Annotated in this window: 22 protein-coding genes; 7 read left to right on the plus strand and 15 right to left on the minus strand. The window is 44.7% G+C overall.

Going from position 1 to position 24,984, the window contains the following annotated elements:
- Positions 1 to 86: 86 nt before the first annotated feature.
- Both VEA_RS14500 and VEA_RS14505 read left to right on the plus strand, forming a co-directional pair.
- Positions 87 to 1,232, plus strand: a complete 1,146-nt coding sequence (locus VEA_RS14500; protein ID WP_031780616.1) for a Na/Pi symporter — start codon at positions 87 to 89, stop codon at positions 1,230 to 1,232.
- A 148-nt stretch (positions 1,233 to 1,380) separates the two neighbouring features.
- Complete coding sequence (locus VEA_RS14505) at positions 1,381 to 2,523, plus strand: flavohemoglobin expression-modulating QEGLA motif protein (protein ID WP_006743340.1); 1,143 nt, start codon at positions 1,381 to 1,383, stop codon at positions 2,521 to 2,523.
- 70 nt (positions 2,524 to 2,593) lie between these two features.
- On the opposite strand, the gene VEA_RS14510 is transcribed toward VEA_RS14505, so the two are convergent.
- The 5 genes from VEA_RS14510 to rppH form a co-directional block, all read right to left on the minus strand.
- Positions 2,594 to 3,445: a thymidylate synthase gene (locus VEA_RS14510; RefSeq protein WP_005381947.1), complete on the minus strand. Its 852-nt coding sequence runs from the start codon at positions 3,443 to 3,445 to the stop codon at positions 2,594 to 2,596.
- A gap of 9 nt (positions 3,446 to 3,454) precedes the next feature.
- Positions 3,455 to 4,276, minus strand: a complete 822-nt coding sequence (lgt, locus tag VEA_RS14515; RefSeq protein WP_005381948.1) for a prolipoprotein diacylglyceryl transferase — start codon at positions 4,274 to 4,276, stop codon at positions 3,455 to 3,457.
- 87 nt (positions 4,277 to 4,363) lie between these two features.
- Complete coding sequence (locus VEA_RS14520; protein ID WP_006743341.1) at positions 4,364 to 5,155, minus strand: sulfite exporter TauE/SafE family protein; 792 nt, start codon at positions 5,153 to 5,155, stop codon at positions 4,364 to 4,366.
- Between the two features lie 6 nt (positions 5,156 to 5,161).
- Complete coding sequence (gene ptsP, locus VEA_RS14525; RefSeq protein ID WP_006743342.1) at positions 5,162 to 7,408, minus strand: phosphoenolpyruvate--protein phosphotransferase; 2,247 nt, start codon at positions 7,406 to 7,408, stop codon at positions 5,162 to 5,164.
- A gap of 2 nt (positions 7,409 to 7,410) precedes the next feature.
- Positions 7,411 to 7,932: an RNA pyrophosphohydrolase gene (gene rppH, locus VEA_RS14530; protein ID WP_005381953.1), complete on the minus strand. Its 522-nt coding sequence runs from the start codon at positions 7,930 to 7,932 to the stop codon at positions 7,411 to 7,413.
- Between the two features lie 619 nt (positions 7,933 to 8,551).
- Here rppH and mutH point away from each other — a divergent pair.
- Complete coding sequence (gene mutH, locus VEA_RS14535; RefSeq protein WP_006742669.1) at positions 8,552 to 9,232, plus strand: DNA mismatch repair endonuclease MutH; 681 nt, start codon at positions 8,552 to 8,554, stop codon at positions 9,230 to 9,232.
- A gap of 15 nt (positions 9,233 to 9,247) precedes the next feature.
- Here the strand turns inward: mutH and VEA_RS14540 are convergent, their stop codons facing one another.
- Complete coding sequence (locus VEA_RS14540) at positions 9,248 to 9,559, minus strand: DUF6482 family protein (protein ID WP_005397320.1); 312 nt, start codon at positions 9,557 to 9,559, stop codon at positions 9,248 to 9,250.
- A 154-nt stretch (positions 9,560 to 9,713) separates the two neighbouring features.
- Here VEA_RS14540 and VEA_RS14545 point away from each other — a divergent pair, with 154 nt between their 5' ends.
- Positions 9,714 to 10,748 (plus strand): NADP(H)-dependent aldo-keto reductase, encoded by a 1,035-nt coding sequence (locus VEA_RS14545; protein WP_012842134.1) that lies wholly within the window; start codon positions 9,714 to 9,716, stop codon positions 10,746 to 10,748.
- A gap of 134 nt (positions 10,749 to 10,882) precedes the next feature.
- Here the strand turns inward: VEA_RS14545 and VEA_RS14550 are convergent, their stop codons facing one another.
- The 7 genes from VEA_RS14550 to xerD all read right to left on the minus strand — a co-directional run bounded on the left by VEA_RS14550 (position 10,883) and on the right by xerD (position 19,611).
- Positions 10,883 to 11,134 carry a hypothetical protein gene (locus VEA_RS14550; protein ID WP_005397324.1) on the minus strand — a complete coding sequence of 84 codons (252 nt, stop codon included), beginning with the start codon at positions 11,132 to 11,134 and terminating at the stop codon, positions 10,883 to 10,885.
- A 525-nt stretch (positions 11,135 to 11,659) separates the two neighbouring features.
- Entirely contained in the window at positions 11,660 to 12,994 is a 1,335-nt protein-coding gene (gene vpsR, locus VEA_RS14555) for a cyclic-di-GMP-binding transcriptional regulator VpsR (protein WP_006742671.1), read from the minus strand.
- 244 nt (positions 12,995 to 13,238) lie between these two features.
- A complete protein-coding gene (gene lysS, locus VEA_RS14560) occupies positions 13,239 to 14,756 on the minus strand; it encodes a lysine--tRNA ligase (protein ID WP_005397328.1) in 1,518 nt (505 codons plus the stop codon).
- A gap of 33 nt (positions 14,757 to 14,789) precedes the next feature.
- Positions 14,790 to 15,888, minus strand: a protein-coding gene (gene prfB, locus VEA_RS14565) for a peptide chain release factor 2 (RefSeq protein WP_100068604.1) whose coding sequence is annotated in 2 segments (ribosomal slippage) — positions 14,790 to 15,812 and positions 15,814 to 15,888 — 1,098 coding nt in all. Because the reading frame shifts where the segments join, the coding sequence is not laid out codon by codon here.
- Positions 15,889 to 16,061: 173 nt separating this feature from the next.
- Complete coding sequence (gene recJ / locus VEA_RS14570) at positions 16,062 to 17,801, minus strand: single-stranded-DNA-specific exonuclease RecJ (RefSeq protein ID WP_006742673.1); 1,740 nt, start codon at positions 17,799 to 17,801, stop codon at positions 16,062 to 16,064.
- A gap of 44 nt (positions 17,802 to 17,845) precedes the next feature.
- The gene (gene dsbC / locus VEA_RS14575; protein ID WP_012842135.1) at positions 17,846 to 18,634 is read right to left on the minus strand and encodes a bifunctional protein-disulfide isomerase/oxidoreductase DsbC; all 789 of its coding nucleotides are present in this window, start codon (positions 18,632 to 18,634) and stop codon (positions 17,846 to 17,848) included.
- A 59-nt stretch (positions 18,635 to 18,693) separates the two neighbouring features.
- The gene (gene xerD / locus VEA_RS14580) at positions 18,694 to 19,611 is read right to left on the minus strand and encodes a site-specific tyrosine recombinase XerD (RefSeq protein WP_005397336.1); all 918 of its coding nucleotides are present in this window, start codon (positions 19,609 to 19,611) and stop codon (positions 18,694 to 18,696) included.
- A gap of 158 nt (positions 19,612 to 19,769) precedes the next feature.
- Between xerD and fldB the strand changes: the two genes are divergently transcribed.
- The gene (fldB, locus tag VEA_RS14585; RefSeq protein ID WP_005397338.1) at positions 19,770 to 20,288 is read left to right on the plus strand and encodes a flavodoxin FldB; all 519 of its coding nucleotides are present in this window, start codon (positions 19,770 to 19,772) and stop codon (positions 20,286 to 20,288) included.
- 85 nt (positions 20,289 to 20,373) lie between these two features.
- Here fldB and brnQ read toward each other — a convergent pair whose 3' ends face one another.
- On the minus strand, positions 20,374 to 21,684 hold the full coding sequence (gene brnQ, locus VEA_RS14590) for a branched-chain amino acid transport system II carrier protein (RefSeq protein ID WP_006742676.1): 1,311 nt from the start codon (positions 21,682 to 21,684) through the stop codon (positions 20,374 to 20,376).
- A 330-nt stretch (positions 21,685 to 22,014) separates the two neighbouring features.
- Here brnQ and VEA_RS14595 point away from each other — a divergent pair, with 330 nt between their 5' ends.
- Both VEA_RS14595 and srmB read left to right on the plus strand, forming a co-directional pair.
- Entirely contained in the window at positions 22,015 to 22,734 is a 720-nt protein-coding gene (locus VEA_RS14595) for a tRNA1(Val) (adenine(37)-N6)-methyltransferase (RefSeq protein WP_041852993.1), read from the plus strand.
- A gap of 107 nt (positions 22,735 to 22,841) precedes the next feature.
- Positions 22,842 to 24,065, plus strand: a complete 1,224-nt coding sequence (srmB, locus tag VEA_RS14600) for an ATP-dependent RNA helicase SrmB (protein WP_006742678.1) — start codon at positions 22,842 to 22,844, stop codon at positions 24,063 to 24,065.
- Positions 24,066 to 24,174: 109 nt separating this feature from the next.
- On the opposite strand, the gene yaaA is transcribed toward srmB, so the two are convergent.
- Positions 24,175 to 24,951 carry a peroxide stress protein YaaA gene (gene yaaA / locus VEA_RS14605; RefSeq protein ID WP_012842137.1) on the minus strand — a complete coding sequence of 259 codons (777 nt, stop codon included), beginning with the start codon at positions 24,949 to 24,951 and terminating at the stop codon, positions 24,175 to 24,177.
- Positions 24,952 to 24,984 lie beyond the last annotated feature (33 nt).

Genomic DNA, 24,984 nt, shown 5'->3' on the forward strand with positions numbered 1-24,984 from the left:
TTACTGAAATATTTGTTCTCTAACATCGCCCGCAGTTTCAACTACAGACCGAAAAATGAACTGAAAGGTCAACGGAGAAAATTATGATGAACCAAGCTACTTCAACAGTGGCGCCAATTTCGAGCACTGCTCGTTGGTTACGCTGGGCTAACTTGGCATTCATGTTGTATCTGCTTCTTCTAGCAGTATCTATGGTTGGTAGTGGCTTCAAATGGGCAACTGGCGATCAAGCTAAGGTGCTATTTGAGTTTGCCGCTCACCCTGTTGCTGGTCTAATGATCGGCTTGGTGGCAACAGCCTTAATTCAGTCCTCAAGTACTGTAACGTCTATTATTGTAGGTTTAGTTGCAGGTGGCTTACCAGTAGAAACCGCGATTCCGATGGTGATGGGTGCCAATATTGGTACCACAGTGACTAATACGCTTGTTTCTCTTGGTCACGTACGTTGTAAAGAAGAATTCAAACGTGCATTTGCAAGCGCAACTATTCACGACTTCTTCAACTTACTTGCTGTTGCTATTTTCCTTCCGTTGGAAATGATGTTCGGCATTTTAGAGAAAGTTTCTCATTGGCTTGTTTCTCCACTACTTGCTACTGGCGATATGAGCATTAAAGGCTTCAACTTCATTAAGCCAATAACAAAACCAGTTGTGGGTGCAATTAAAGAGCCACTTTCAACATTCGGTGATACTGTTGGTGGCATCATGCTTATCGTTTTGGGTATTGCGACAATCTTCGTTGCAATTACGGTAATGGGTAAGCTAATGAAGAGCCTAATGGTTGGCCGCGCACGTGAAATTTTGAAAAACGCGATTGGTCGTGGCCCTATTCACGGTATTGTATCGGGTTCAATCGTGACTGTGTTGGTACAATCTTCATCAACAACAACTAGCTTGATGGTTCCACTTGTGGGTACAGGCGTTCTTAAAGTTCGTGATATTTACCCATTCACGCTAGGTGCAAACATTGGTACTTGTATTACGGCGCTACTAGCAGCAACAGCCGTATCGGGTGAGTTCGCGGTATTCGCGCTTCAAATCGCTCTGGTACACCTAGTATTTAATATCATGGCAACGCTGTTTATCTTTGGTATTCCGTTCCTACGTGAAATTCCAGTGAAAGGCGCTGAGATGATTTCTGAAATGGCTATCAAGAACAAAGCTGTTGTCGGTGGCTACCTAATGTCTGTATTCGTTATTTTACCAGGCGCGATCTTAGCCCTAACGACATAACAATAACTTACATACCATCGCTTATTGTTTAGGCTCCACATTGTGGGGCCTTTTTTGCGTTAATGACGCTGTTCAAATTCGTTGTCTGGTGATAATTTGAGCCATACCAGCATACTTATGCTGGGCTACCTCATTTGGAGTCGACAACATGACGCAGCTTAATGGCACTATTTCTGATCAGCTACTCGCAATAGACGAAAACCTAACTCAACTGGTTGCTGATATTGATATCCTCAGTAGCGTGAATCCTCTCAATTATGCTCAGGAAAGAGAGCGCTTTATTAAGAACAAATACTCTCAAGAGCCTAACTTCCAATACTCAACCACCAATCTAGATACTCACAGCGCAAAACGACGTCTGTATGAACTGCCTTTAGAAAATATTCAAGACACCCAATTACAAAAGCTGTACGCGGATGTGATTCAGTCTTACGCAGATAAATTGGATCAAGTGAATACTATCGGTACACAAGAGTTTCTTTATAACTCCCTGCGCTATTACGGAGAGCCGAGCGCCAAAGATATTGCCAACGCCCATTTCATTTTACACCTTCCCACGGAAGAAGAGAGCAAACCGCAGCATGATAGCCGCGCGATAGCACACTTCATGCAAAACTTTGCTCAACGTAATGGATATGAGTGTGAAATACAGGTGTTGGATGGGATGTTAGCAAACGCACTCGTTTCGGGATCTCGAGTCAAAATTAACCACGCAGCATACATCACGACCGATGAGTTAGAGGCTCTCGCACATCATGAAATGGGTGTACACCTTCTTACTACGCTTAACGGTCGTCAACAACCGCTAAAGGTCCTGAGCTTAGGGTGCCCAGCTAATACAAACACCCAAGAAGGGCTGGCTATATTGTGTGAATATCTGTCAGGACATTTCAGTATCAAACGCCTAAGAACCTTAGCCTTACGAGTCCTGGCGGTAGAGTCGATGATCAAGGATCGCGATTTCCGCCATACGTTCATGCTATTAAAAGAACAGTATAAAACGTCTGACCTTCAAGCATTTACAACGACTGCTCGTGTGTATCGAGGAGGCGGTTTGACGAAGGATTACTTGTACCTCAGAGGGTTCCGAGAGGTGCTAAATGCCTACGATAAACTGGGCAATGACTTTTCATTGTTGCTATGTGGGAAAACAGAACTGAAATATTTTGAGCTTATCCGCTCATTAGTGAGCAAACAAATATTCACCCAACCCAAGTTTATTAGCCCGGCACTGTCTGCACCGAAGCAGACCAACCCTATTCACCGCTATATTGTCAGTGCACTCAAGTAATACCTTCAAAGTACAAAAAGCAAAAAAGCTCCATTTGGAGCTTTTTTCATATCTTGAAGAACAACACTGGTTACACTGAGAATGGGTAACGAATAGGGTCGTGATGCTCGTATCCTTCAACCCAAAAGTCATCCAGTGTGACCCATGTTTCCAGATCTTCTAGAGATTTAATCTCTGGATTGATGTGGAACGTCGGCGCTTTTAATGGTTCACGTTTCAACTGAACATCACGCATCAGTTCAAGCTGATCTTCATAAATGTGCGCATTCACAATCTTATGAAATGCCTGACCAGGTTTCTTGCCCGTGATTTGCGCCATGATCGCCAAGAACACGTAAACTTGAACCATATTGAAGTTTAAGCCAAGCGGTACATCACACGAACGCTGAGTACTGTTTAGGTAAAGCGTATCATCCAGCAATGAAAAATGGTGGCTATACATGCAAGGACGCAAGCACCCCATGTGGAATTCACCCGGGTTGTAGAAGTTCAAGATTTCACCGCGATCATCAACACCACGCGTTAAGTCATCCACTATCTTGCGTAATTGGTCAACATGCCCGCCATCAGGCTTCGCCCATGCGCGCCCCTGGACACCGTAGACACGGCCCATGTCGTCTTCACCTTTACGGTATGGATTATTTAACCAAGCATCATTTAGGTTGGCATTGGCATCCCAGGTTTTCGTGCCCAGCTTACGAAAATCTTCCGCATTATCGTAACCACGAATGTACCCTAGTAGCTCTGCAACGGCCGCTTTCCAAAAACTTTTACGTGTGGTTACCAACGGAAATTGATTGTTCGCAACATCGTAGGTTAAATCCGCGTTGATTACGGTCAGACAGCGCTTGCCTGTACGCTCATTTTCAACCCAAACACCTTGGTCAACGATGCGTTGACACAAATCTAAATACTGTTTCACACCAATACCTTACTTCGTCTTTTGTGGTAACTCGTCTTTGTAATGACCACGTTTGTATGCCCAAACCATCATTAGGACACCGATAACCACCATTGGCAGGGATAAAATCTGTCCCATGGAAATAAAGCCACCGAATAAACCCAAATGAGCGTCTGGTTCGCGCACGTACTCAACTAGGAAGCGGAATGTACCATATCCAGCTAAAAATAGCCCTGAAACAGAACCTAGAGGACGAGGTTTCTTGATGAACCAATTCAAGATGAAGAAAAGTACGATACCTTCAAGCGCCATTTCATAAAGCTGCGATGGATGACGTGGCAGTGGACCGCCATTTGGGAAAACGATCGCCCAAGGCACATCCGTTACTCGGCCCCACAATTCGCTGTTCATGAAGTTACCTAAACGCCCCATACCCAAACCAAATGGCACAAGCGGCGCGATAAAGTCGGCAACGCCGAAGAACGTTCGCCCGTTTTTGTGTGCATACCAGAACATCGCGGTAATCACACCCAGTAAGCCCCCGTGGAAAGACATACCACCGGTCCACACTTTAAACAAATACAAAGGGTCAGCTAGGAAAAGCTCAAAATTGTAGAAAAGCACGTAGCCAACACGGCCACCAATCACCACGCCAAGGAAGCCTGCGAACAACAAATCAGAAACCTGTTCTCGTGTCCAACCACTTCCCGGCTTATCCGCACGTCGGTTCGCCAACCATAGGGCGAACATAAAGCCCACAAGGTACATCAAACCGTACCAACGAACCGAAACAGGACCAATAGAGATTAAAACCGGATCAATATTGGGAAATTCAATATATCCCTGAGACATAAATCATTCTCTTCTTATCACAACAAAATAAATATACCCAAGTAACCTCTAGATGCTTGGTTCAGCGAGAATGACTTGGGTACAAACTTAAAGCAGCATGGTCGCTGCTACAAACATTAAGAACACCGCGAATATCTTTTTTAATACCGCAGTTGGAAGGTTAGTTGCCAGCTTCGCACCCACTTTTGTTGTGAGCATCGAGGCCATGGCAATCGCTAATAAAGCGGGAAGATAAACATAGCCAATACTGTATGAAGGTAAGCCTTCCACTTTATAGCCATGTAAGATGAAACCGATCATACCAGAAATAGCAATCACGCAACCACAAACGGAAGATGAACCTACCGCTTTACGCATTTCTATCCCGTGTTTATTTAAAAATGGGACCGACAGTGAACCACCACCAATACCAGCAAGGCTTGATACGACGCCAATCCCCGTGCCATACGCAACGGTCACCGGGCTGCTCGGCATAGGTTTACTGCTCGTAACTTTAATGGAACGGAACATTTGTACTGACAGGCAAAGAACAATGACACCAAATACTTTCGGCAAGTAGTGCGTAGGGATCCACTCAGCAATATTGGCACCGACAAAACCACCTATAACCACACCTGGCATCAACCATTTTACGACGAACATATCGACATTGCCGAGCTTAAGGTGATTCATCGCCGATGAGCCTGACGTGACAATAATACTCGCTAACGAAGTGGCTAGGGCCATGTGCATACTCATTTCTGGAGAGATTCCAGCAAGAGGAAGCAAATACAACAAGGCAGGAACAACAATCAAACCACCACCGATACCGAGTAACCCCGCCATCACACCCACAAAAGCGCCTAGCGCCAACAATAACAAAAATAAAGAGACGGTCACGATTTCCTACTTTTTACCTGCACGGATAAAGCCCGCAAAACCCTGTTGGATGAAGAAGTCATGCATCATTTGATGAATGTCCTCCCCGTAGGACTTTGTCATTGCTTGCTCCGCTAATTTTTCTAATTCTTCTTGTTGGCTATGACGAATCAAATATTTCACCTTAGCCACGTTGGAGGTGTTCATACTCAAACTGGTATACCCTAACCCAAGTAAGAGAAGAGCGCCAAATGGGTCGCCAGCTAACTCACCACAAATACACACTGGCACCTGATACTTATCGCACACGTCATGGATTTGCTTAAGCGCTAGCAGTACCGCAGGATGCATAGATTCATAGACATCCGCAACGCGGGAATTGTTCCTATCAACTGCTAATAAATACTGGGTTAAATCGTTTGTCCCGACAGAAACAAAATCAACACGGTGAGCAATCGTTGGCAATAAATACACCATTGATGGCACTTCGATCATGACCCCAACTTGTGGGAACTGAATTCTATCATCAAGCAACACGGCTTCGCTGTGGGCTTGATTAATCAAGCTAATTGCATCGTCTAGCTCTTTTACCCCAGACACCATTGGCAACAAAATACTTAAGTTACCGCTTTCTGCACTCGCCCTTAACATTGCACGCAGCTGGATCAAGAAAATATCTGGGTGATCCAATGTAAAACGAATGCCACGCCAGCCTAGAAACGGATTATCTTCTTCGATGGGCAAATACGGCAAAGGTTTGTCACCACCAATATCCAAAGTGCGCATCACCACTCGTTGATTCGGATAACTGTTGAGTATCGCTTGGTATTGATGATACTGCTCATCTTCCGACGGAAAGTGATGCTGAAGTAAAAATGCAATCTCAGTTCGGTACAATCCAACACCATCAACACCTGTATTGATGGCAATATTACTGTCTGCACTGAGCCCCGCATTGAGCATAATTTCGATGTGGTGATTGTCTTGCGTAACCGCTGGGAGTGCTAGGTCCTTGTTTACCATTGCAAACAATTCTGACTCTTCACTCACTAAGCTGCGATACTCTCGCAATAATTGACGGTTTGGCTCTAGGAAGATCTCACCCGTATAGCCGTCGACTATCCCGAGTTTGCCATTCACCACATCCTGATTAATGTTGGCACCCATGACTGCAGGGACCCCAAGAGCTCGAGATAAAATGGCAGCGTGAGAGTTTGCGCCTCCCTCTAATGATACGACAGCTAACAAAAACTCTTTAGGTACAGACGCGAGCAAGGTGGCTGTGAGTTCACTCGCCACCAAAATAATGGGACGATCAATTGCAGAATTTTCTTGCTCACTGTTATGTAGAAAATAGAGCAGCCTTTGCCCTAACTCTCGGATGTCTTGCGCTCTCTCGCGCATGTAGACATCCGACATTCTGGCAAATCGATTCGAGTATGATTCTACCACTTGGCGTAACGCCCAATCTGCCCTGTCTCCTTTTTCAATCTGCTTCTTCAAATCACCACGAAGCATCGGGTCATTGAGTAAGTGCGTAAACAGATCGAAGATCGCCAGCGCATCTTTGTTGATTTCACTGTCCAGCTTTTTCCGCATACGGCGAAAATCATTTAACGCTCGCTCTATCGCCACCAGCAATGTCTCGTGCTCACGTTCCTTATCTAACGTGGACGATGGGAAAACATCCGATAAACTCGGTTGGGTATTGTCGAACCAAAACTCTCCAATCGCGACACCAGTAGATGCAGGCAAACCTTTTAATACCGTGGGTTTAGATGCCAACTGCCAATGCCCAAGATTCTGCGCATGCGCAATAAGCACTGCTAGCTGAGCGGATAACGTGACAAGAAACGACTCTTCCATTTCACTGAACAAGCGCGGTGTTTTTTGCTGGATCACCAACACACCTAAAACTTGTTTACGATGAATGATTGGAGTAGCTAAAAAAGAGTGGTAAATCTGTTCGCCGAGTTGAGGAAAGAATTTGAACTCGGGGTGTTTTGAGGCTTCGGCAAGGTTAAGGGGTTCAGCGCTTCGTTTTACCAACCCAACCAAGCCTTCATTGAAGTTGATATGAATACTATCACCTTCAAAAATAAGGCCTTGAGTTGCCATTAACTCAAGGCGCTGCATTTCTTCATTAGCAAGATAGATAGTACAGCACTCAGTACTAAGGGCAGCACAAGTCTCTTTCACCAATATATCGAGTGCCAGATGCACATCATCGACCCTGGAGACTTTCTCAACTATTTCCCTTAGCTGACTGAGCATGATTATCCTCTACGTTGCTTTTTTCTTTTCCCTTTCGCTTTTCTCTCTCGAAAAGGCATGGCTAAGGATGCAAATTCTTTCATCGCTCGTCGATAAACATCTCGCTTGAAAGAAACAACTTGCCTAACTGGATACCAGTAACTTACCCAGCGCCAACCATCAAATTCAGGGGATTTTCCGCGTTGCATATTAATGCGAGACTCATCGCATTCTAATCTCAGCAGAAACCATTTCTGTTTTTGGCCGATACAAACAGGCTTGGAGTCCCAACGCACCAATCGCTTTGGTAGCTTATATCTTAACCAATGACGACTTGTTGCAATGATCTTAACGTCTTTTTTCGTTAAACCGACTTCTTCGTATAACTCCCTGAACATGGCTTGTTCAGGGGTTTCACCTTCGTCAATCCCACCTTGTGGAAATTGCCATGAGTGTTGCCCGTATCGTTTAGCCCAGAAGACCTGACCATGGTTATTACATATCACAATACCAACATTAAGTCGGTAACCATCGCCATCTATCACTGGCTAACCTCTATGAATAAATTTTTTATTACCGTGATTTTTCCACATATCCCCATTACTAGCAAACTTACTGATGTGATATGAGCAAGATTTATTACCTTTTCACCATTTTTGGATATCTTTTAATCAAACCATACCTTATCAACACAAGAGTGAGACATTGCCCACATTTATTCACCTTTTCTGTGAATAACTTTGTGAAGAATTCAATTCAAATGAGTAATTCTGTTCAACCCCATCACAAGCAAAACAAATAAAGAAACAAGAAAACAAATATAACACATTGATAAAAAAGTCTTTATTTTAAAAAATAGCGATAAATCGATCTTCAGTTTCTTGATGATCTTTTCACCAAACTCAGATCGGTCAAAGATCCACCAATAGGCTATTTATCCACACTCACCTGCTATTCGTTTAGATAATTACAACAAAATCAACCCCAAAAATGCATTTTAACCCCTGTTTATTCATACAGACCCCGTCAGGATCTTATCAACACCTCCTCCACCTGTGGATAAGTTATGAATTGATCGTTCTTACACCGCCTCGGTGAAATCTTAAACAGTAGATTTGGCCGGAGTTTGATAAACTATATTTTTTGTAATACCACCTTGTGACTATGAAACCAGAACCACAAACAGAAGCAGAGCTATTGGAACGAGCGCATGATATGGCAGGACTCAGTTTTGCTGAGTTGGCCGCCGAGGCGAATATGATTGTTCCTGAAAACTTAAAACGTGATAAAGGTTGGGTGGGTCAATTACTCGAATGGCACTTGGGCGCTCCAGCTGGCAGTAAACCTCAACAAGATTTCGCTAAGCTAGGGATCGAGCTGAAAAGTATTCCGATCAGTCACTCTGGCAAACCGTTGGAAACAACCTTTGTTTCTGTGGCCCCCCTCACTGGTGTTCATGGTCTTACATGGGAAACAAGTCATGTTCGAAACAAGCTATCTCGTGTGCTTTGGGTACCAGTGGAAGGGGAACGAGAAATTCCACTTGCAGAAAGACGTGTTGGTAGCCCACTGATTTGGTCACCAGACGACGACGAAGAGCGTATTTTACGAAACGACTGGGAAGAGCTAATGGAGATGATCGTCTTGGGGAAGTTTGATCAAATTTCCGCCAGACACGGAGAAGCGCTGCATCTTCGCCCTAAAGCCGCGAATGCAAAAGCGCTCACCGAAGCATACAGCTCAAATGGCAAGCCGATAAAAACTCTGCCCCGAGGTTTTTACCTCAGAACGCAGTTTACTGAACAGATCTTACTCAAGCACTACATCAACACGCAATCTGAGTAATGTTGTTTCCGCCATTTAGTGCGTCACGAGCGATAACTCGATATCACAGTACGAGGCTGCCTCTTCAGTGCCACATTCGTCATACGCATTGTGCAGCCTTAAGTACGCTTTATCTACCCCTAACCTCAGCAGCTCTTCTTTCACCAAATCTAGCGAACCGAAATGTATCGGATCTTCACCGTCTTTAATTGGCTCAAGTTGATGCTTGTACTCCACTGCTAGCAAATAGTCAGAGACATCAGAACACCCAATCACAAATACTTTGGGAGTTTTATAAGTATCTTTATGTGGACCATGTAGCCACATGTCCAATTGATGCTTCTGCATAACATACCTCCTTCACACGATCGTTTAAGTGTAGTTAGGCTAACTGTAGCTTTCGAGTTTGCTCTTCCTTTATACGTAAATCATTTGCGATTGCGGCTAAAAATCCCCTATATTGGAGTCACTTATTTAGTCGGTAACTCTTCAAGGACGTGATATGCAATACACAAAACTACCGCACTCATCACTTGAGATCAGTAAAATCAGCCTCGGCACTATGACGTTTGGCGAGCAAAACACAGAAAAGGACGCCTTTGAACAGCTCGACTTTGCCCTTGATCATGGAGTGAACTTCATCGATACCGCAGAGATGTACCCTGTACCGCCAAGATCGGAAACACAAGGGCTTACCGAGCAATACATCGGTAATTGGTTAGCAAAAAGCGGCAAAAGAGAAAAAGTAGTACTGGCAACAAAAGTGGCAGGCCCTCGCAATGTTCCTCACATTAGAGACAACATGAGCCTTAATCGTCGCCACATCCATACAGCAATTGATGACAGCCTTAATCGTCTACAAACCGATTATGTCGATTTGTACCAACTACATTGGCCGCAGCGTCAAACCAACTGCTTTGGTCAACTCAACTACCCATACCCTGACAAACAAGAAGAAGTCACGTTAATTGAAACGTTGGAAGCGCTTACTGAATTAGTGAATGCAGGTAAAGTGCGCTATATCGGCGTATCAAACGAGACGCCGTGGGGTGTGATGTCATTACTGCGTTTAGCTGAAAAGCATGATTTGCCACGCATTGTCTCCATTCAAAACCCATATAACTTATTGAACCGCAGCTTCGAAGTTGGCTTGTCTGAAATCAGCCACTATGAAGGTGTCCAGCTACTGGCCTACTCTCCTTTGGCATTTGGCTGCCTGAGTGGTAAATACCTAAACGGGGCAAAACCTGAAGGCGCTCGATGCACGAAGTGGGAGCGTTTTGCGCGCTACTTCACTCCACAAGGTGTTAAAGCGACCGAAGCTTACGTCAATTTAGCTCAAGAGCATGGTTTGGATCCTGCACAAATGGCACTCGCATTTGTCAATCAGCGCCCATTTGTAGCATCTAATATTATCGGCGCGACCAACCTTGACCAATTAAAAGCCAACATCGACAGTATCGATCTAAAACTAAGCGATGAGCTCCTTACTGAGATTCAAGCAATTGGTACAACCTACTCGAATCCTTGCCCTTAAAAGTAAAGCTCCCCTCAAACGAAAACAGCTGACCTTCAAGGTCAGCTGTTTATCAAATGAAGTATGACTTCATATCGCACGTTAAGCGTGTTGAATGACTTGATAGCAACTCAGTCAGTCCAACACGCTAACGATTACGTCATTATTCGCGACGTTAAAACTCGACGAAGGTGACGAACTCGACGTTCAACTTTTACTGCATCCGGAACATTGGCGCGTGTGGAACGACCATCGCTATCTAAACCAATATCTCTCAATAAATGAACATTCGTCCATGGAACATCATGAGCAGTGCGACGTATGGTTCGCTGCCATTGCTTTTCTTCGCGTTTAAGGTCTGCTTTCAATAGCAAAGTTGCCAGTTGTAGGTAAATAGAGTGACGCATAATATTTTCTCCGATTATCGATGTATTCGACTGGGAAAAATAGTGCGTAAAATGAACAGAGGTGTTCTGTTGATACTAAGCCGCTACTTTTCCGCAGCCTAGTAATAAAATAGGTTACGGATTAATTTTTATCTTGTGAGCCAGTGGTATTGGTATCATCCAACTTAAGAGTCATCGGAGCGATAGGCATACGATCAGCGCAAGCAGTGGTGTTAACAACGTAATGTTTCATCTTGCGCCTCCTAGCTAAAAATTAATCCGTTTATGAAAGGTATAACTCATTGAGTTACGGTTAAATTGTAAGCTTTGATGAATATATATCAAACATTTTTTGCCTTTTTGATTAAAAACAAATCAATACACCGCAATTTAGTTTCATATACTTTTATGTATAACATATTCACCTAAGGAATATATAAATTTGCGGATTTTATAAATCAAACCAAACAAAAAATAAAAAGAGCGGCTCCGTGGCCACTCTCTTTTATTGTATTTATTCGCCCATTTAACACAGGGAAAGGCCAACTACATGGCTTGTTCGGAAATCAAGTTATGTTTATTAAGTAGTCGATACATGGTTGCACGCGAAACTCCGAGCTCTTTCGCCGCATTTGAAACTTGACCAGAATGAGATTCCAAAACAACCAGCAACGCATCACGTTCACTCTTCTCTCGGATTGATTTCAAGCTGCGCTTTGAGTCATTACGTTGAGGTAAATCTAAGTGATGCTCTTCAATCATTACGCTGTCAGACATCAGAACCGCTCGTTTCACTTGGTTCATCAACTCACGTACGTTACCTGGCCAGAAATAACGTGTCAGTGCCTTGAGTGCATCCTCAGAAAAGCTTTTTGCTTGCGAGTTATACTCTTTAGAAAACTCTTGTAAGTAGTAGCGCGCTAACAAAGAAATATCGCTCGCGCGCTCTTTTAAGCTCGGGACATTAATGCGTAATACGTTAATGTAGTGATAAAGCTCTTCATTAAAATCTCCGTCAATCAAGGCTTTTTCTACATCTGACGAGTTAGCAGCAAGGATGCGCACATTGACCGCTTTTACACCATCTTTGGTATCAATGGTGCCTTCTTGCAAGAATCTCAGCAGATTCATTTGCTGCTCTTTTGAGATAGTAAGAATGTCATTAAACAGCACCGTACCGCCATCCGCTTGTTCGAGCATGCATGCTTCCATATCTTCATCGGCATTGATACCAAACACTTCCGCCTGGAAACGTTGCTCATTGAGTGCGCGACAGTTAATTGCCATAAACGGTTTATGAGAGCGTGAAGAGACTTTGTGGATAGCGCGAGCAACCGCCTCTTTACCTGTACCACTTTCCCCAGAAATCAGAATACTGACGTCCGTCGGACCGATTCTCTTTACTTGATCGCGTAAACGCTTCATCGGGATAGATTCACCGATCAGCCCCATGTCTAAGCTGCTACCAAAACTAGGCCAAACTTTTTTCTCCAACTTGAGCATACCAAGCTGGTGACCAATCGTGCTTAAAAGCTGGGCATCCGGGATTGGCGCAGTGAAAAAGTCGATACAAAAGTTAACAATGAACTGGCATATAGTATCAGTGCCAAGCTGAGATTCACGAATAAACGCTAACCAACGCACGTGTTTGTGAGAACTGACTAAGTTCGCCAAACCGTTCAAGCTGAATTCGTCATGGCTGAGATCGACAATACCGATACATGGACCAATATCCTCTAACAACGTATTAGCTTTGCGTAAGTCACCCACTTGGTGACACTTCCAGCCCACTTGCTCAAGTACTGATAACCAAGGCTCATAAGTACCGCCAACTACCACAAGCGATCCCGGGATGGAATCCATCTTAAACTGCCCAGCCATTCTCTAACCCTTTTTCATTGTTAATAGAAATTTTGCGCCACAAACCTATCTTTGCGAGCGGGTAACATTATCGAGACTCCGCGCCCCTACGTCTGTCTCAGTATTAAGACTATGCAATAGATTGAGATTTTGCGAATGTTTATTTGCATATCCTATTAAAAAGCAAATGCAACAACTTGAACTTATTTAACTAAAAGGCATAAAAAAACCACCCGAAGGTGGTTTTTTTGATCATCCTGCCAAATTACGCTTGTGGGCGCATTGCTGGGAATAAGATCACGTCACGGATAGTGTGCGTGTTAGTCAGTAGCATAACCAGACGGTCGATACCGATACCTTGGCCTGCCGTTGGTGGTAGGCCGTGCTCTAGTGCAGTGATGTAATCTGCATCGTAGAACATAGCTTCGTCATCACCAGACTCTTTAGCTTCAACCTGTGCTTTAAAGCGCGCGTCTTGATCTTCTGCATCGTTAAGCTCTGAGAAGCCATTCGCCACTTCACGGCCGCCGATGAAGAATTCAAAGCGGTCTGTAAAGAACGGGTTGTCATCGCTACGGCGAGCCAATGGAGAGATGTCCGCTGGGTAGCCAGTGATGAACGTTGGCTGCATTAGCTTAGGTTCTGCTGTTTCACCGAAGATTTCTTCTAGAAGCTGACCACATGTCCAGAAGTCTTCTACTTCAACATGTACTGATTTCGCGATAGAAACCATCAGTTCACGGTTTTGTAGATCTTCTTCGGTTAGCGCTTGGATTTGCGCGTGATCTGGGTTGTACTGCTTGATTGCTTCAAACATGCTCATACGAGTGTAAGTGCCACCAAATTCAACCGTTTCATCACCGTAAGGCATTGATGTTGAACCTAGAACTTCTTGCGCTACCGAGCTTAGTAGTTCTTCAGTAAAGTCCATCAGATCTTTGTAATCCGCGTACGCCATGTAGAATTCCATCATAGTGAATTCTGGGTTATGACGTGGAGAAAGACCTTCGTTACGGAAGTTACGGTTAATTTCGAATACGCGATCGAAGCCACCAACCACTAGACGCTTCAGGTATAGCTCAGGTGCAATACGTAGGTACATTGGCATGTCTAGCGCGTTGTGATGCGTGATGAATGGGCGTGCACTTGCACCACCAGGGATCACGTGCATCATCGGCGTTTCTACTTCCATGAACTGTTTTGAGATCATGAAGTTACGAATTGCAGACATTACTTTAGAACGTACAATAAATGCTTTACGTGAATCTTCGTTCACAATCAGATCAACGTAACGCTGACGGTAACGCATTTCTTGGTCAGTAAGACCGTGGAATTTCTCAGGAAGTGGACGAAGTGCTTTAGTTAGCAACTCGTATTCTTCCATGTTCACGTATAGGTCACCCTTACCAGATTTGTGCAGCGCACCTTTAACACCGATGATGTCACCGATATCAAGACCTTGGTATTTCTCTTTTAGCTCTTTTTGTACGTCTTTAGCAGCGTAAGCTTGGATACGGCCAGATGTTTCTTGAATTACTAGGAATGGACCACGCTTAGCCATAATACGGCCAGCAATTGCAACCACGTGGTTAAGCTCTTCTAGCTCTTCCTTCGTCTTTTCACCGAACTCTTTTTGAAGGTCGCCCGCTAGTGCGTCACGACGGAAGTCGTTTGGGTGGCCGTTTGCTTTGCAGCTCTTTCGGATTTCATCCAGTTTAGCGCGGCGTTCAGCAATCAGCTTATTTTCTTCTAGTACAGTTTCGTTTTGAACAGCATCAGTCATTTTCGATGTATCCTGTTTTTGTCGGTGAAAAGCTTATAGGCCTGATTTCAGGCTAGCTTCAATAAATTTGTCCAGATCGCCATCAAGAACCGCTTGAGTATTACGGTTTTCAATGCCCGTACGGAGGTCCTTAATACGTGAGTCATCCAATACGTAAGAACGGATCTGGCTACCCCAGCCAATGTCAGACTTAGCGTCTTCATTAGCTTGTTTTTCCGCGTTTTGCTTTTGCAATTCAAGCTCAAATAGCTTCGCTCGAAGCTGTTTCATTGCCTGATCTTTGTTCTTATGTTGAGAACGGTCATTCTGACACTGAACCACGGTGTTCGTTGGTACGTGCGTAATACGTACCGCAGATTCTGTGGTGTTGACGTGCTGACCACCTGCGCCTGACGCACGGTAAACGTCGATGCGTAGGTCAGAAGGATTAATGTCGATATCGATGTTTTCATCAATCTCTGGATAGATGAACGCAGACGCAAATGACGTATGGCGACGGCCGCCTGAATCGAACGGAGATTTACGAACAAGACGATGAACGCCCGTTTCAGTGCGCAACCAACCGTAGGCATACTCACCAGAGATGCGAACTGTTGCCGACTTAAGACCCGCGACTTCACCTTCAGAGACTTCAATCACTTCAGCTTTGAAGCCCTTCGCCTCTGCCCAGCGTAGGTACATACGCAGCAGCATGTTGGTCCAGTCTTGTGCTTCCGTACCACCAGAGCCAGCTTGCAAATCGATGTAGCAATCTGAACTATCATGGTCGCCCGAGAACATACGACGGAATTCAAGCTTTTCTAGCTTCTCTTCCAACTCAGCAAGTTCTGGTTCGATTTCGTCAAATGTTTCTTGATCTTCTTCTTCTACAGCCAGCTCAAGAAGACCTTCTACGTCCTCTACACCTTGCTCTAGTTGATCAATAGTTTCAACAACCGCTTCTAGCGATGCACGTTCTTTACCCAGTGCTTGTGCACGTTCAGGTTCGTTCCATACATCAGGTTGTTCAAGCTCTGCGTTGACTTCTTCTAGACGCTCTTTCTTCGCGTCATAGTCAAAGATACCCCCTCAGGACATTTGTGCGCTGAGACACGTCCTGCAGACGGTTTTTAATTGGATTGATTTCAAACATGTTTACTCAACATTTTAGAATAGAATTTAACCGAGAAATTCTACTGAAAAATGTGACCGAGATACAGGAAAATTTCGGATGAGAAATCAGATTGCGGTTAGAGAGAGCACGGTCATAAAATTTTACACCCTCTTAGGGGCAACCGTACTCTATAAGAAAGGTTAATCTAGATATTACTTAGCTTCGATATGATCGATCATCAATTGCAGTGATTGATTCCCACGAAATTCATTCACATCCAATTTGTAAGCTAAACGTACCGTTTTAACTGATGCATCCGGCCAGCGACGCAAATCGACATTAAATGCAATGCCATCGATCATCACATTGGTAGGATGACCTTTGTAAAGCGGCTCTAACATTAATTTAAGATGCTTCTCACCCACCAGCTTTTGGTGCAACACTTTAAACTCACCATCAAAGATTGGTTCAGGAAAGGCTTGTCCAAAAGGGCCACCAGACCGTAGCTGTTCAGCGACATGCATAGAGAATTCTTCAGGCTTAAGTTCACCATCTGACATGATCACGCCTTTTAGCGCCGCTTCATCGAGTTCTTTTTTTACCACTTCATCAAATAAACGGCTGAAACGTTCAAAATCCTGCTCTTTAATTGTTAAGCCTGCCGCCATCGCGTGACCACCAAATTTGATGATCAAACCTGGGTTTTGCGTGTCGATGAAATCCAACGCATCGCGCATGTGTAACCCTGGAATTGAACGACACGAACCCTTAATTGTCCCTTCTCCGCCATCAGCAAATGCGATGACTGGACGGTGAAACTTCTCTTTGATGCGCGAGGCCAAAATACCAATCACACCTTGGTGCCAATCACGTTGGAACAAGGCTAATCCGTAAGGAAGCTCACTGCCTTCACCAAACTGGAGACGCTCGCAGAAAGCCATCGCTTCTTGCTTCATGCCTTCTTCAATCTCTTTACGAGTTTGGTTCAAACCATCCAGTTCACTTGCCATACGACGAGCGGCGTGAATGTTGTTACACATCAACAGTTCAACACCAAATGACATATCATCAAGGCGACCTGCAGCATTGATACGAGGACCTAAAGCAAAACCAAAATCGGACGCCACCAAACGACGCGCATCGCGCTTCGCTACTTCAATCAATGCTTGAATGCCAGGGCGCGCTTTGCCCGCACGAATACGCTGCAGGCCTTGGTGCACAAGAATACGGTTGTTTTCATCCAGTGGGACAACGTCAGCTACAGTGCCAAGTGCAACAAGGTCAATCAGTTCCATCAACTTAGGCTCTTGCATGCCCTGCTCAGCAAACCAATTGTGTTTTCGCATATGAACGCATAGTGCCATCATGAGATAAAACGCGACCCCGACACCAGCGAGCGCTTTAGACGGAAAGTGACAGCTCTCAAGGTTTGGGTTCACCATTGCATCCACATCAGGCAACACTTGTCCCGGTAAGTGGTGATCGGTAACGAGCACGGTAATGCCGTTTTCTTTTGCGTAACGCACGCCTTCGATTGATGACACACCGTTATCTACCGTCATGATCATCTCAGCGCCAAGCTCTAATGCTTGGTCAACGACTTCTGGGCTTAACCCATAACCGTCTTCAAAACGATTCGGTACTAGGTAGTCCACATTGTGACTACCAAGCATACGCAGCGCGAGCACCGACAATGCAGAGCTCGTCGCACCATCAGCGTCAAAATCACCGACAACGATGATGCGTTTTTGTTCTTTTATTGCCTGAAACAAAAGCTCGACAGCTTGCTCAATCCCCCCGAGTTTTTGGTAAGAATGCAAACCACGAGCTGACGTTTCTAGTTGCGCAGGATCCGTAATCCCACGGTTGATGTAGATACGTTTGAGAATCGGAGGAATGGAATCAGGAAGAAGGGAAAGATCAGGTTCAGGACGTCGTTGAATTTCTATCATGCTTGAAAAGAGCCGGCGACTTTGCCGGCTCTGCTCCTAAAGGATTATTGTTGCTTTAAACGTTTCAATAGCTCTGCAGGTGGTAGGTAACCGCCAACCATTTCGCCATTCGGTAAGAAGATCGCTGGCGTACCAGAAATTCCCAATTGGCGACCTAGATTGTAATGTGATTGGATGGTTTCTTTACACTGTTTTAAGTCTTTCGCAGGGTTATCAAACGTACGATTCACTTTCGCGTTGTGCATTGCCGACTTTGGATCTTCAGCACACCAAATCGTCGCCATTTGCTCTGCCACTGGGCCAGTAGCACCTTGGCGAGGGTAAGCCATGTAACGCACTGTAATGCCTAGATCGTTATAGCCTTGCATTTGGCTGTGCAGACGCACACAGTAACCACAAGTGATATCAGTAAATACCGTCACTGCATATTTTTCATCGTCGGCTTTGTATTCAATCATGCTATCGGAGAACTGCGCGATTTTCTCCGCATTAAGCGGCGCTTGGCGCTCTGCAATGACATCTTTGTAACTACCATCGTCATTGATGGCATAAAGCGTACCGGCGATAAAATGGCTACCATCATTTGAAGCAAACAAGATCCCGCCATTAGTTTGGATTTCCAATAAACCAGCAACTTCTGATGGCTGAATATCAACGATAGATAAACCAAGCTTTGAGAACTTAGTTTTTAATGCTGCTTCATCAAAACTGCTTTGCGCAGCTGGTGCCACTTGCTGTGCAGGAGTGTCCGTTTTAGCCTGACTTTCTTCTGCACCACACGCGGTAACAAAAAATGGTAAAGTCAGCAGAGTTAGTCGGCGTAATACGCTCATGAAATTCACCTTAATATAAAATCGTTTTTCCAAGAAGACATGGATGAATCTAACCATTGTTATGCTCTTGGGTGGTGTTGACTGTGGATCTGCTTCAATCGTTCAGTCGCCACGTGAGTATAAATTTGCGTGGTCGATAAGTCACTATGTCCTAATAGCATCTGTACGACCCTGAGATCTGCGCCATAGTTCAATAAATGCGTGGCAAAGGCATGACGCAGTACGTGCGGCGACAACTGTTCAGTGTCAATCCCTGCTATCAAAGCATAGTACTTAATACGGTGCCAAAACGTCTGACGAGTCATTTGCCTTGCGCGTTTGCTAGGAAAAACAATATCAGATGATGTATCACCAAGTAACGCAGGGCGCCCTTGTTGAATAAACGTCTCGATCCAATCTACCGCGTTCTCCCCCATTGGCACTAAGCGCTCTTTACCGCCTTTACCTGTGACACGCACAACACCTTGACGCAAACTTATGTTTTCCATAGTTAAACTGACCAATTCCGTCACACGCAAACCAGTCGCATACAGCAGTTCCAGCATCGCTTTATCCCGCAATTCCACAGGATCATTCGGGTCTGGCGCTTCGAGCAAGGCGTCCACTTGCTCTTCACTAATATCTTTGGGCAAGCGTTGTGGCAGTTTAGGACTGACCAAGAGCGCACTCGGATCATCAGCACGTACTTTCTCACGATGCAGATATTGGAATAAACGGCGAATTGCCGACAACATACGCGCACGGGACGTCTGCTTGTAATCCAAGTCTACAAGGTAGCTTTGGTATTCTTGCAAGCCAGACAAACTAATGAAATCAAGACGGTAGCGATGTTTCTCCATCCACGTGAGCAGTTTCATCAAATCATTTCGATAGGAAGCCAACGTGTTCTCTGATAGCCCACGCTCCATCCACATCGCATCTAAGAATTGCTCAACAAGCGAAAAGTCTTGTTGATTGACAGGCTGTTGTGCCGTCATGAACGCTTCCTTATCTGTTTATATTTACAGTATTTAGATTAAGGCACCTACCGATCCAATACCATAAAAAAATCATCCCGCTTAGGATATTCGCTGCAATCTTCCTCAATTTATGGTTAGAATCTTCCACAACAGCAACACAAATAACGATGAATATAATGAAAATCGGACTCTTTTACGGCTCAACGACCTGCTACACCGAAATGGCAGCAGAGAAAATTCGTACCATTATTGGTGAAGACCTTGTCGACATTCACAATGTGAAAGAGACACCGTTATCACTAATGGCGGACTACGACTTATTACTCCTTGGCATCTCAACTTGGGACTTTGGTGAAATTCAAGAAGATTGGAACGCGATTTGGCAAGACATCGCCACAACACCATTAAAAGGTAAAGTTGTCGCGCTGTTTGGTCTGGGTGACCAAGAAGGCTACGGTGAGTGGTATTTGGACGCGATGGGCTTACTTCACGATGAATTACAAGCAACCGGCGCAACCTTTATCGGTTACTGGCCAAATGAAGGCTACGAATTTGAAGCATCGAAAGCACTGATTGAAGATGGCAGCAAGTTTGTTGGACTAGCGTTAGATGAAGACTCGCAGTACGAACTGAGTGATGAGCGCATCGAAAAATGGTGTGAACAAGTTCTTGTGGAGTTCCACGACACACTTTAATAGTGTGAACGCTTCAAAGATAAAAAATAAAAAGCCCGATGAAGTCATTCATCGGGCTTTTTAATATCTTGATAGTGCGAAGTTATTACGCTGTTTCTTGTGCTAGCTCTGGACGAGGTTTCGCGATGAAGAACATGCACACAATAGCCGCAAATGTTGGAAGCACCCAACCCATGCCCACTTCGAATAGTGGCAACATGTTAAACGCAGAAACATCAACACCCGATACTTTTGCCGCATCAACCAACGCAAACAGCAAAGATACAAGCAGTACCGCGCGGTAAGCAAAACGTGGATTTGGCAGTTTGCTGCGTACAAATGTTAGTGCAACCAACGCAATCGCCACAGGGTACAGCGCAAACAATACTGGCACTGACAGAGAAATCAGTTGTGCAAGGCCGACATTCGCAACCAACGCACAAACAGAACCGTTAATCAGTACCCATTGCTTGTATGACAGTGGCGTTTTCGAGCTGAAGAAGTCTGAACACGCAGAAATCAAGCCAATAGCCGTTGTCAAACACGCTAGTAATACAATGACAGACAGAACGATTTGACCGTATGGACCAAACAGCGCTTGAACGTATTGGCTAAGTACCAGACCACCGTTATCTGCACCAGCAGCAACAGTTGCACTCGTCGCGCCCAAGTAGAATAGTGAGATGTAAACAAACGCAAGACCGGCAGCGGCAATACAACCTGCATAGATCAGATATTTAGTCGTTGCAGAACGCTCAGTAATGCCTTTACCGCGCAGTGCATCAACCATCAGCATGCCAAACATCAATGACGCGAACGTATCCATTGTGTTGTAGCCTTCTAGGAAGCCTTTGGTCAGTGGTTGCGTTAAGTACTCACCGTGCGCGCCCAGCATGTCACCTTGAGGATCAATAAATACCGCGACAGCAAGAATGATCAAACCGACAAACAGCGCTGGAGTCAGCACTTTACCAATCAAGTCGATAAGACGGCCTTGGAACCATGAGAACATCATCGCCGCAATAAAGAAGATCACTGAAAATGCAGTGAGATGCGTTTGTGACGCTTCAAGGAAGAAAGGTTTCACCGCCATCTCGTAAGCCACTAGGCCAGTACGAGGCGCAGCAAACGCAGGACCGATGATGATGAAGATCAACGCAGCCATAATAACCGCTGCTTTTTTCGGAAGGTCTTGCGTTAAGTGATCCCAAGAACCACCAGCTACAGCAATAGCAACGATAGTAATAAGAGGTAGACCTACCGCTGTTAGCAAGAAACCAAACATCGCTGGCATTAAGTTTTCACCGGCTAGCTGACCCGCTAGAGGTGGAAAGATGATATTGCCCGCACCCAAAAAGAACGCAAATAGCATAAAGCCTACTGCGATAATATCTGTTAGTTTTAACGTCTGCTTCACAGATAACCCTTGTCTTTTAATTAATGAATGTTGTGTATGCTTAGACCACTTTTTGTATACCTAAAGTCAATAAGTACACGTGGTTCAATCTATAAAATTTTCGCCGCATAATGACGAAAGACTCATCATTTGGCAACCTTTAAGAAAAAAACACCATATTAATTTAGTTTTCAAACTTAAAAGCAGTGGATATAACCAGATCTAAATAACAGACCAGTTCTTTATCTCGATCAATTAACAATACAATTTAATAACCAACAAAACAACAATCTATACAATTAAGAAACAATAGAGAAATTCACTTAATTATTGAGCAAACATAAAACAATCATGAAGAGCAAAAAACTGAAAACTAAAGGCTTCAATTTTAAGCAATTTTGTATTGAGGGCGGCGAGAGTGGTATGCCCGTCAGCACTGATGGGGTAATGCTTGGTGCTTGGATTCAAAGCCCGAACAACGCTCAAATTCTCGATATTGGCACTGGCACCGGGTTGCTTGCCCTGATGTGTGCCCAACGCTTTACAGAAGCTCAAATAACCGCGGTCGATATTGAATTAACAGCCATTGAAGCTGCGCAAAAAAATGTGGTTCAGTCGCCTTGGTCAGCTCGTGTGTGTGTGCATCATTCCGACATACTAGACTTTACGCCGACGCATCCATTCCAACGTATCATTTGTAATCCGCCCTACTTCAATAGCGGCGAGCAATCGAAACACAGTCAACGTGCAACCGCGAGGCACACTGATACGCTACGCCACAACGCATTGCTACAACGTTGCTATCAGTTGCTTGATGAACAAGGGAAAGCTAATTTTGTGTTACCAATCACCGAAGGCGAACGGTTTATTGAACTAGCATTACACCAAGGTTGGCATCTATCGCGAGTCTGTCGTGTACAGCCATCAGAAAAGAAACCGGTACATCGACTGTTATTTGAACTGGCGAAGCAGCCTTGCGATACTCAAGAATCACATTTAATAATTCATTCGCATGACGGTTACAGTGACGATTTCGTCCAATTAACCCGCGAGTTTTATCTTAAGATGTGAAATAACATGTGATCCTTATCACCAATCACTTTATAATGTGCGACCTTTTTGTATTCTATGCTGTTGTGGCGAACCATTAACCAAGCTTTGCTTGTGGAGAACTCATTGTGATCAGAACCTTTGCTGAACTTGATCTAGACCAAAACCTACTTGAAGCCATTGAAGAGATGGGTTACAAACGCCCAACAAAAATTCAGGCAGAAGCGATTCCACAAGCGTTGGATGGTCGTGACATTTTAGCGTCAGCGCCAACAGGTACTGGTAAAACGGCAGCCTTCGTCCTGCCTGCATTGCAATACTTGCAAGACTTCCCTCGTCGCAAGCCTGGACCTGCGCGTATTTTGATCCTAACGCCGACGCGCGAATTGGCGATGCAAATCGCCGATCAAGCACGAGCTTTGGCAAAAAACACTAAACTGAACATTTTCACCATCACAGGTGGTGTTCAATACCAAGAGCACGCCGATATCCTTGCGACAACACAAGACATTGTGGTTGCAACGCCTGGCCGTTTAAAAGAATACATTGATGCAGAGCGTTTTGATTGCCGTGCGATTGAATGGTTAATTCTGGATGAAGCAGACCGTATGCTAGACATGGGTTTTGCTCCTACTGTTGATCGTCTATCTAACGAGTGCCGCTGGCGTAAACAAACCCTTCTATTCTCAGCAACACTAGAGGGTAAAGGCGTAGAAGGCTTTACCGCTGATCTGTTGAATGACCCAGCAGAAATTGATGCAAAATCGCCACTGCGTGAACGTAAGAAGATTGCTCAGTGGTACCACCGTGCTGATGATGCAGAACACAAGCTTGAATTACTAAAACACATTATTACTCAGCAAGCAGAACGCACCATTGTCTTCTTGAAGACACGTGAGCGTTTGGCAGAGCTACGAGCGCAGCTTGAGAGCGCACAGATTCCATGTTCTTGGATTCAAGGTGAAATGCCTCAAGATCGTCGTAACAATGCGATTTCTCGCTTCCGCGATGGTACTGTGAACGTGCTGCTCGCGACGGACGTTGCTGCGCGTGGTATCGACCTTCCGGATGTGTCACACGTTATTAACTACGACATGCCACGTACGGCTGATGTCTACCTTCACCGTATTGGCCGTACGGCTCGTGCGGGTAAGAAAGGTAACGCTATCTCAATCGTAGAAGCACACGACCAACCAATGATGGATCGCGTTGCACGTTACGTGAAAGAAGACATCAAAGAGCGTTTCGTGAAAGAGATGCGTCCGAAACACAAAAAACCTGTGTTTAAGAAGAAAAAGAAAAAAGAAGACAAGAAGAAGCCAGCGAAAAAGAAAACCGCTAAGAAGAAGTAATCTTATTGGGGCGAAATAGCCCAAGCTAAAACATAACAAAGGGTTGGCACTGCCAACCCTTTTTCGTTTGTACTGATAGAGATTAACGTAGACTGCGTCTCAATCAGTTTTAGTTTTGCTCTTCGCGTTTAAATACTAACTCTGTTGGTGTCGATTCATCTTCAACAAAGTAGTAACCCGCCGTATCAAACTTAGTCAGATCTGCCACGCTCTCAATACGGTTTTCGATGATGTAACGCGCCATCATGCCGCGCGCTTTCTTCGCGTAGAAGCTGATGACCTTGTATTGGCCATTCTTACAATCTTTGAATACTGGCGTGATCACTTGCGCATCTAAGTTCTTTGGCTTCACCGCTTTAAAGTATTCATTTGATGCTAGGTTGATAAGCACATTATCACCTTGAGCAGAAATCGCTTCGTTAAGCTTATCCGTAATCACATTGCCCCAAAACTGGTACAAGTTTGTGCCCTTGTCGTTTGCAAGCTTGGTACCCATTTCAAGACGGTATGGCTGCATCAAATCGAGTGGTTTTAGTAAACCATAGAGGCCAGACAACATGCGCAAATGATCTTGGGCATACTCGAAGTCCGCCTCAGATAAGGTTTCGGCGTCTAGTCCTGTGTAAACATCACCTTTAAACGCTAGGATCGCTTGTCGTGAGTTTTCTGTGGTAAACGTTTCACTCCACTCTTGAAATCGCCCGACATTCAAATCGGCAATCTTGTCGCTCACTTTCATTAAAGAGGCAACATCAGCAGGAGTCAGTTTGCGGCAAACATCGATAAGCTCTTTTGAGTATTCGACCAACTCAGGTTGAGTAAATTTTTCTGTCGCTAACGGAGACTCGTAATCAAGAGTCTTCGCTGGAGAAACTACGATAAGCATGACTTTCCCTTCTCTAATTTTGTTTTTTAATAG

Source organism: Vibrio antiquarius (genome assembly GCF_000024825.1).
Taxonomy (GTDB): Bacteria; Pseudomonadota; Gammaproteobacteria; order Enterobacterales; family Vibrionaceae; genus Vibrio; species Vibrio diabolicus.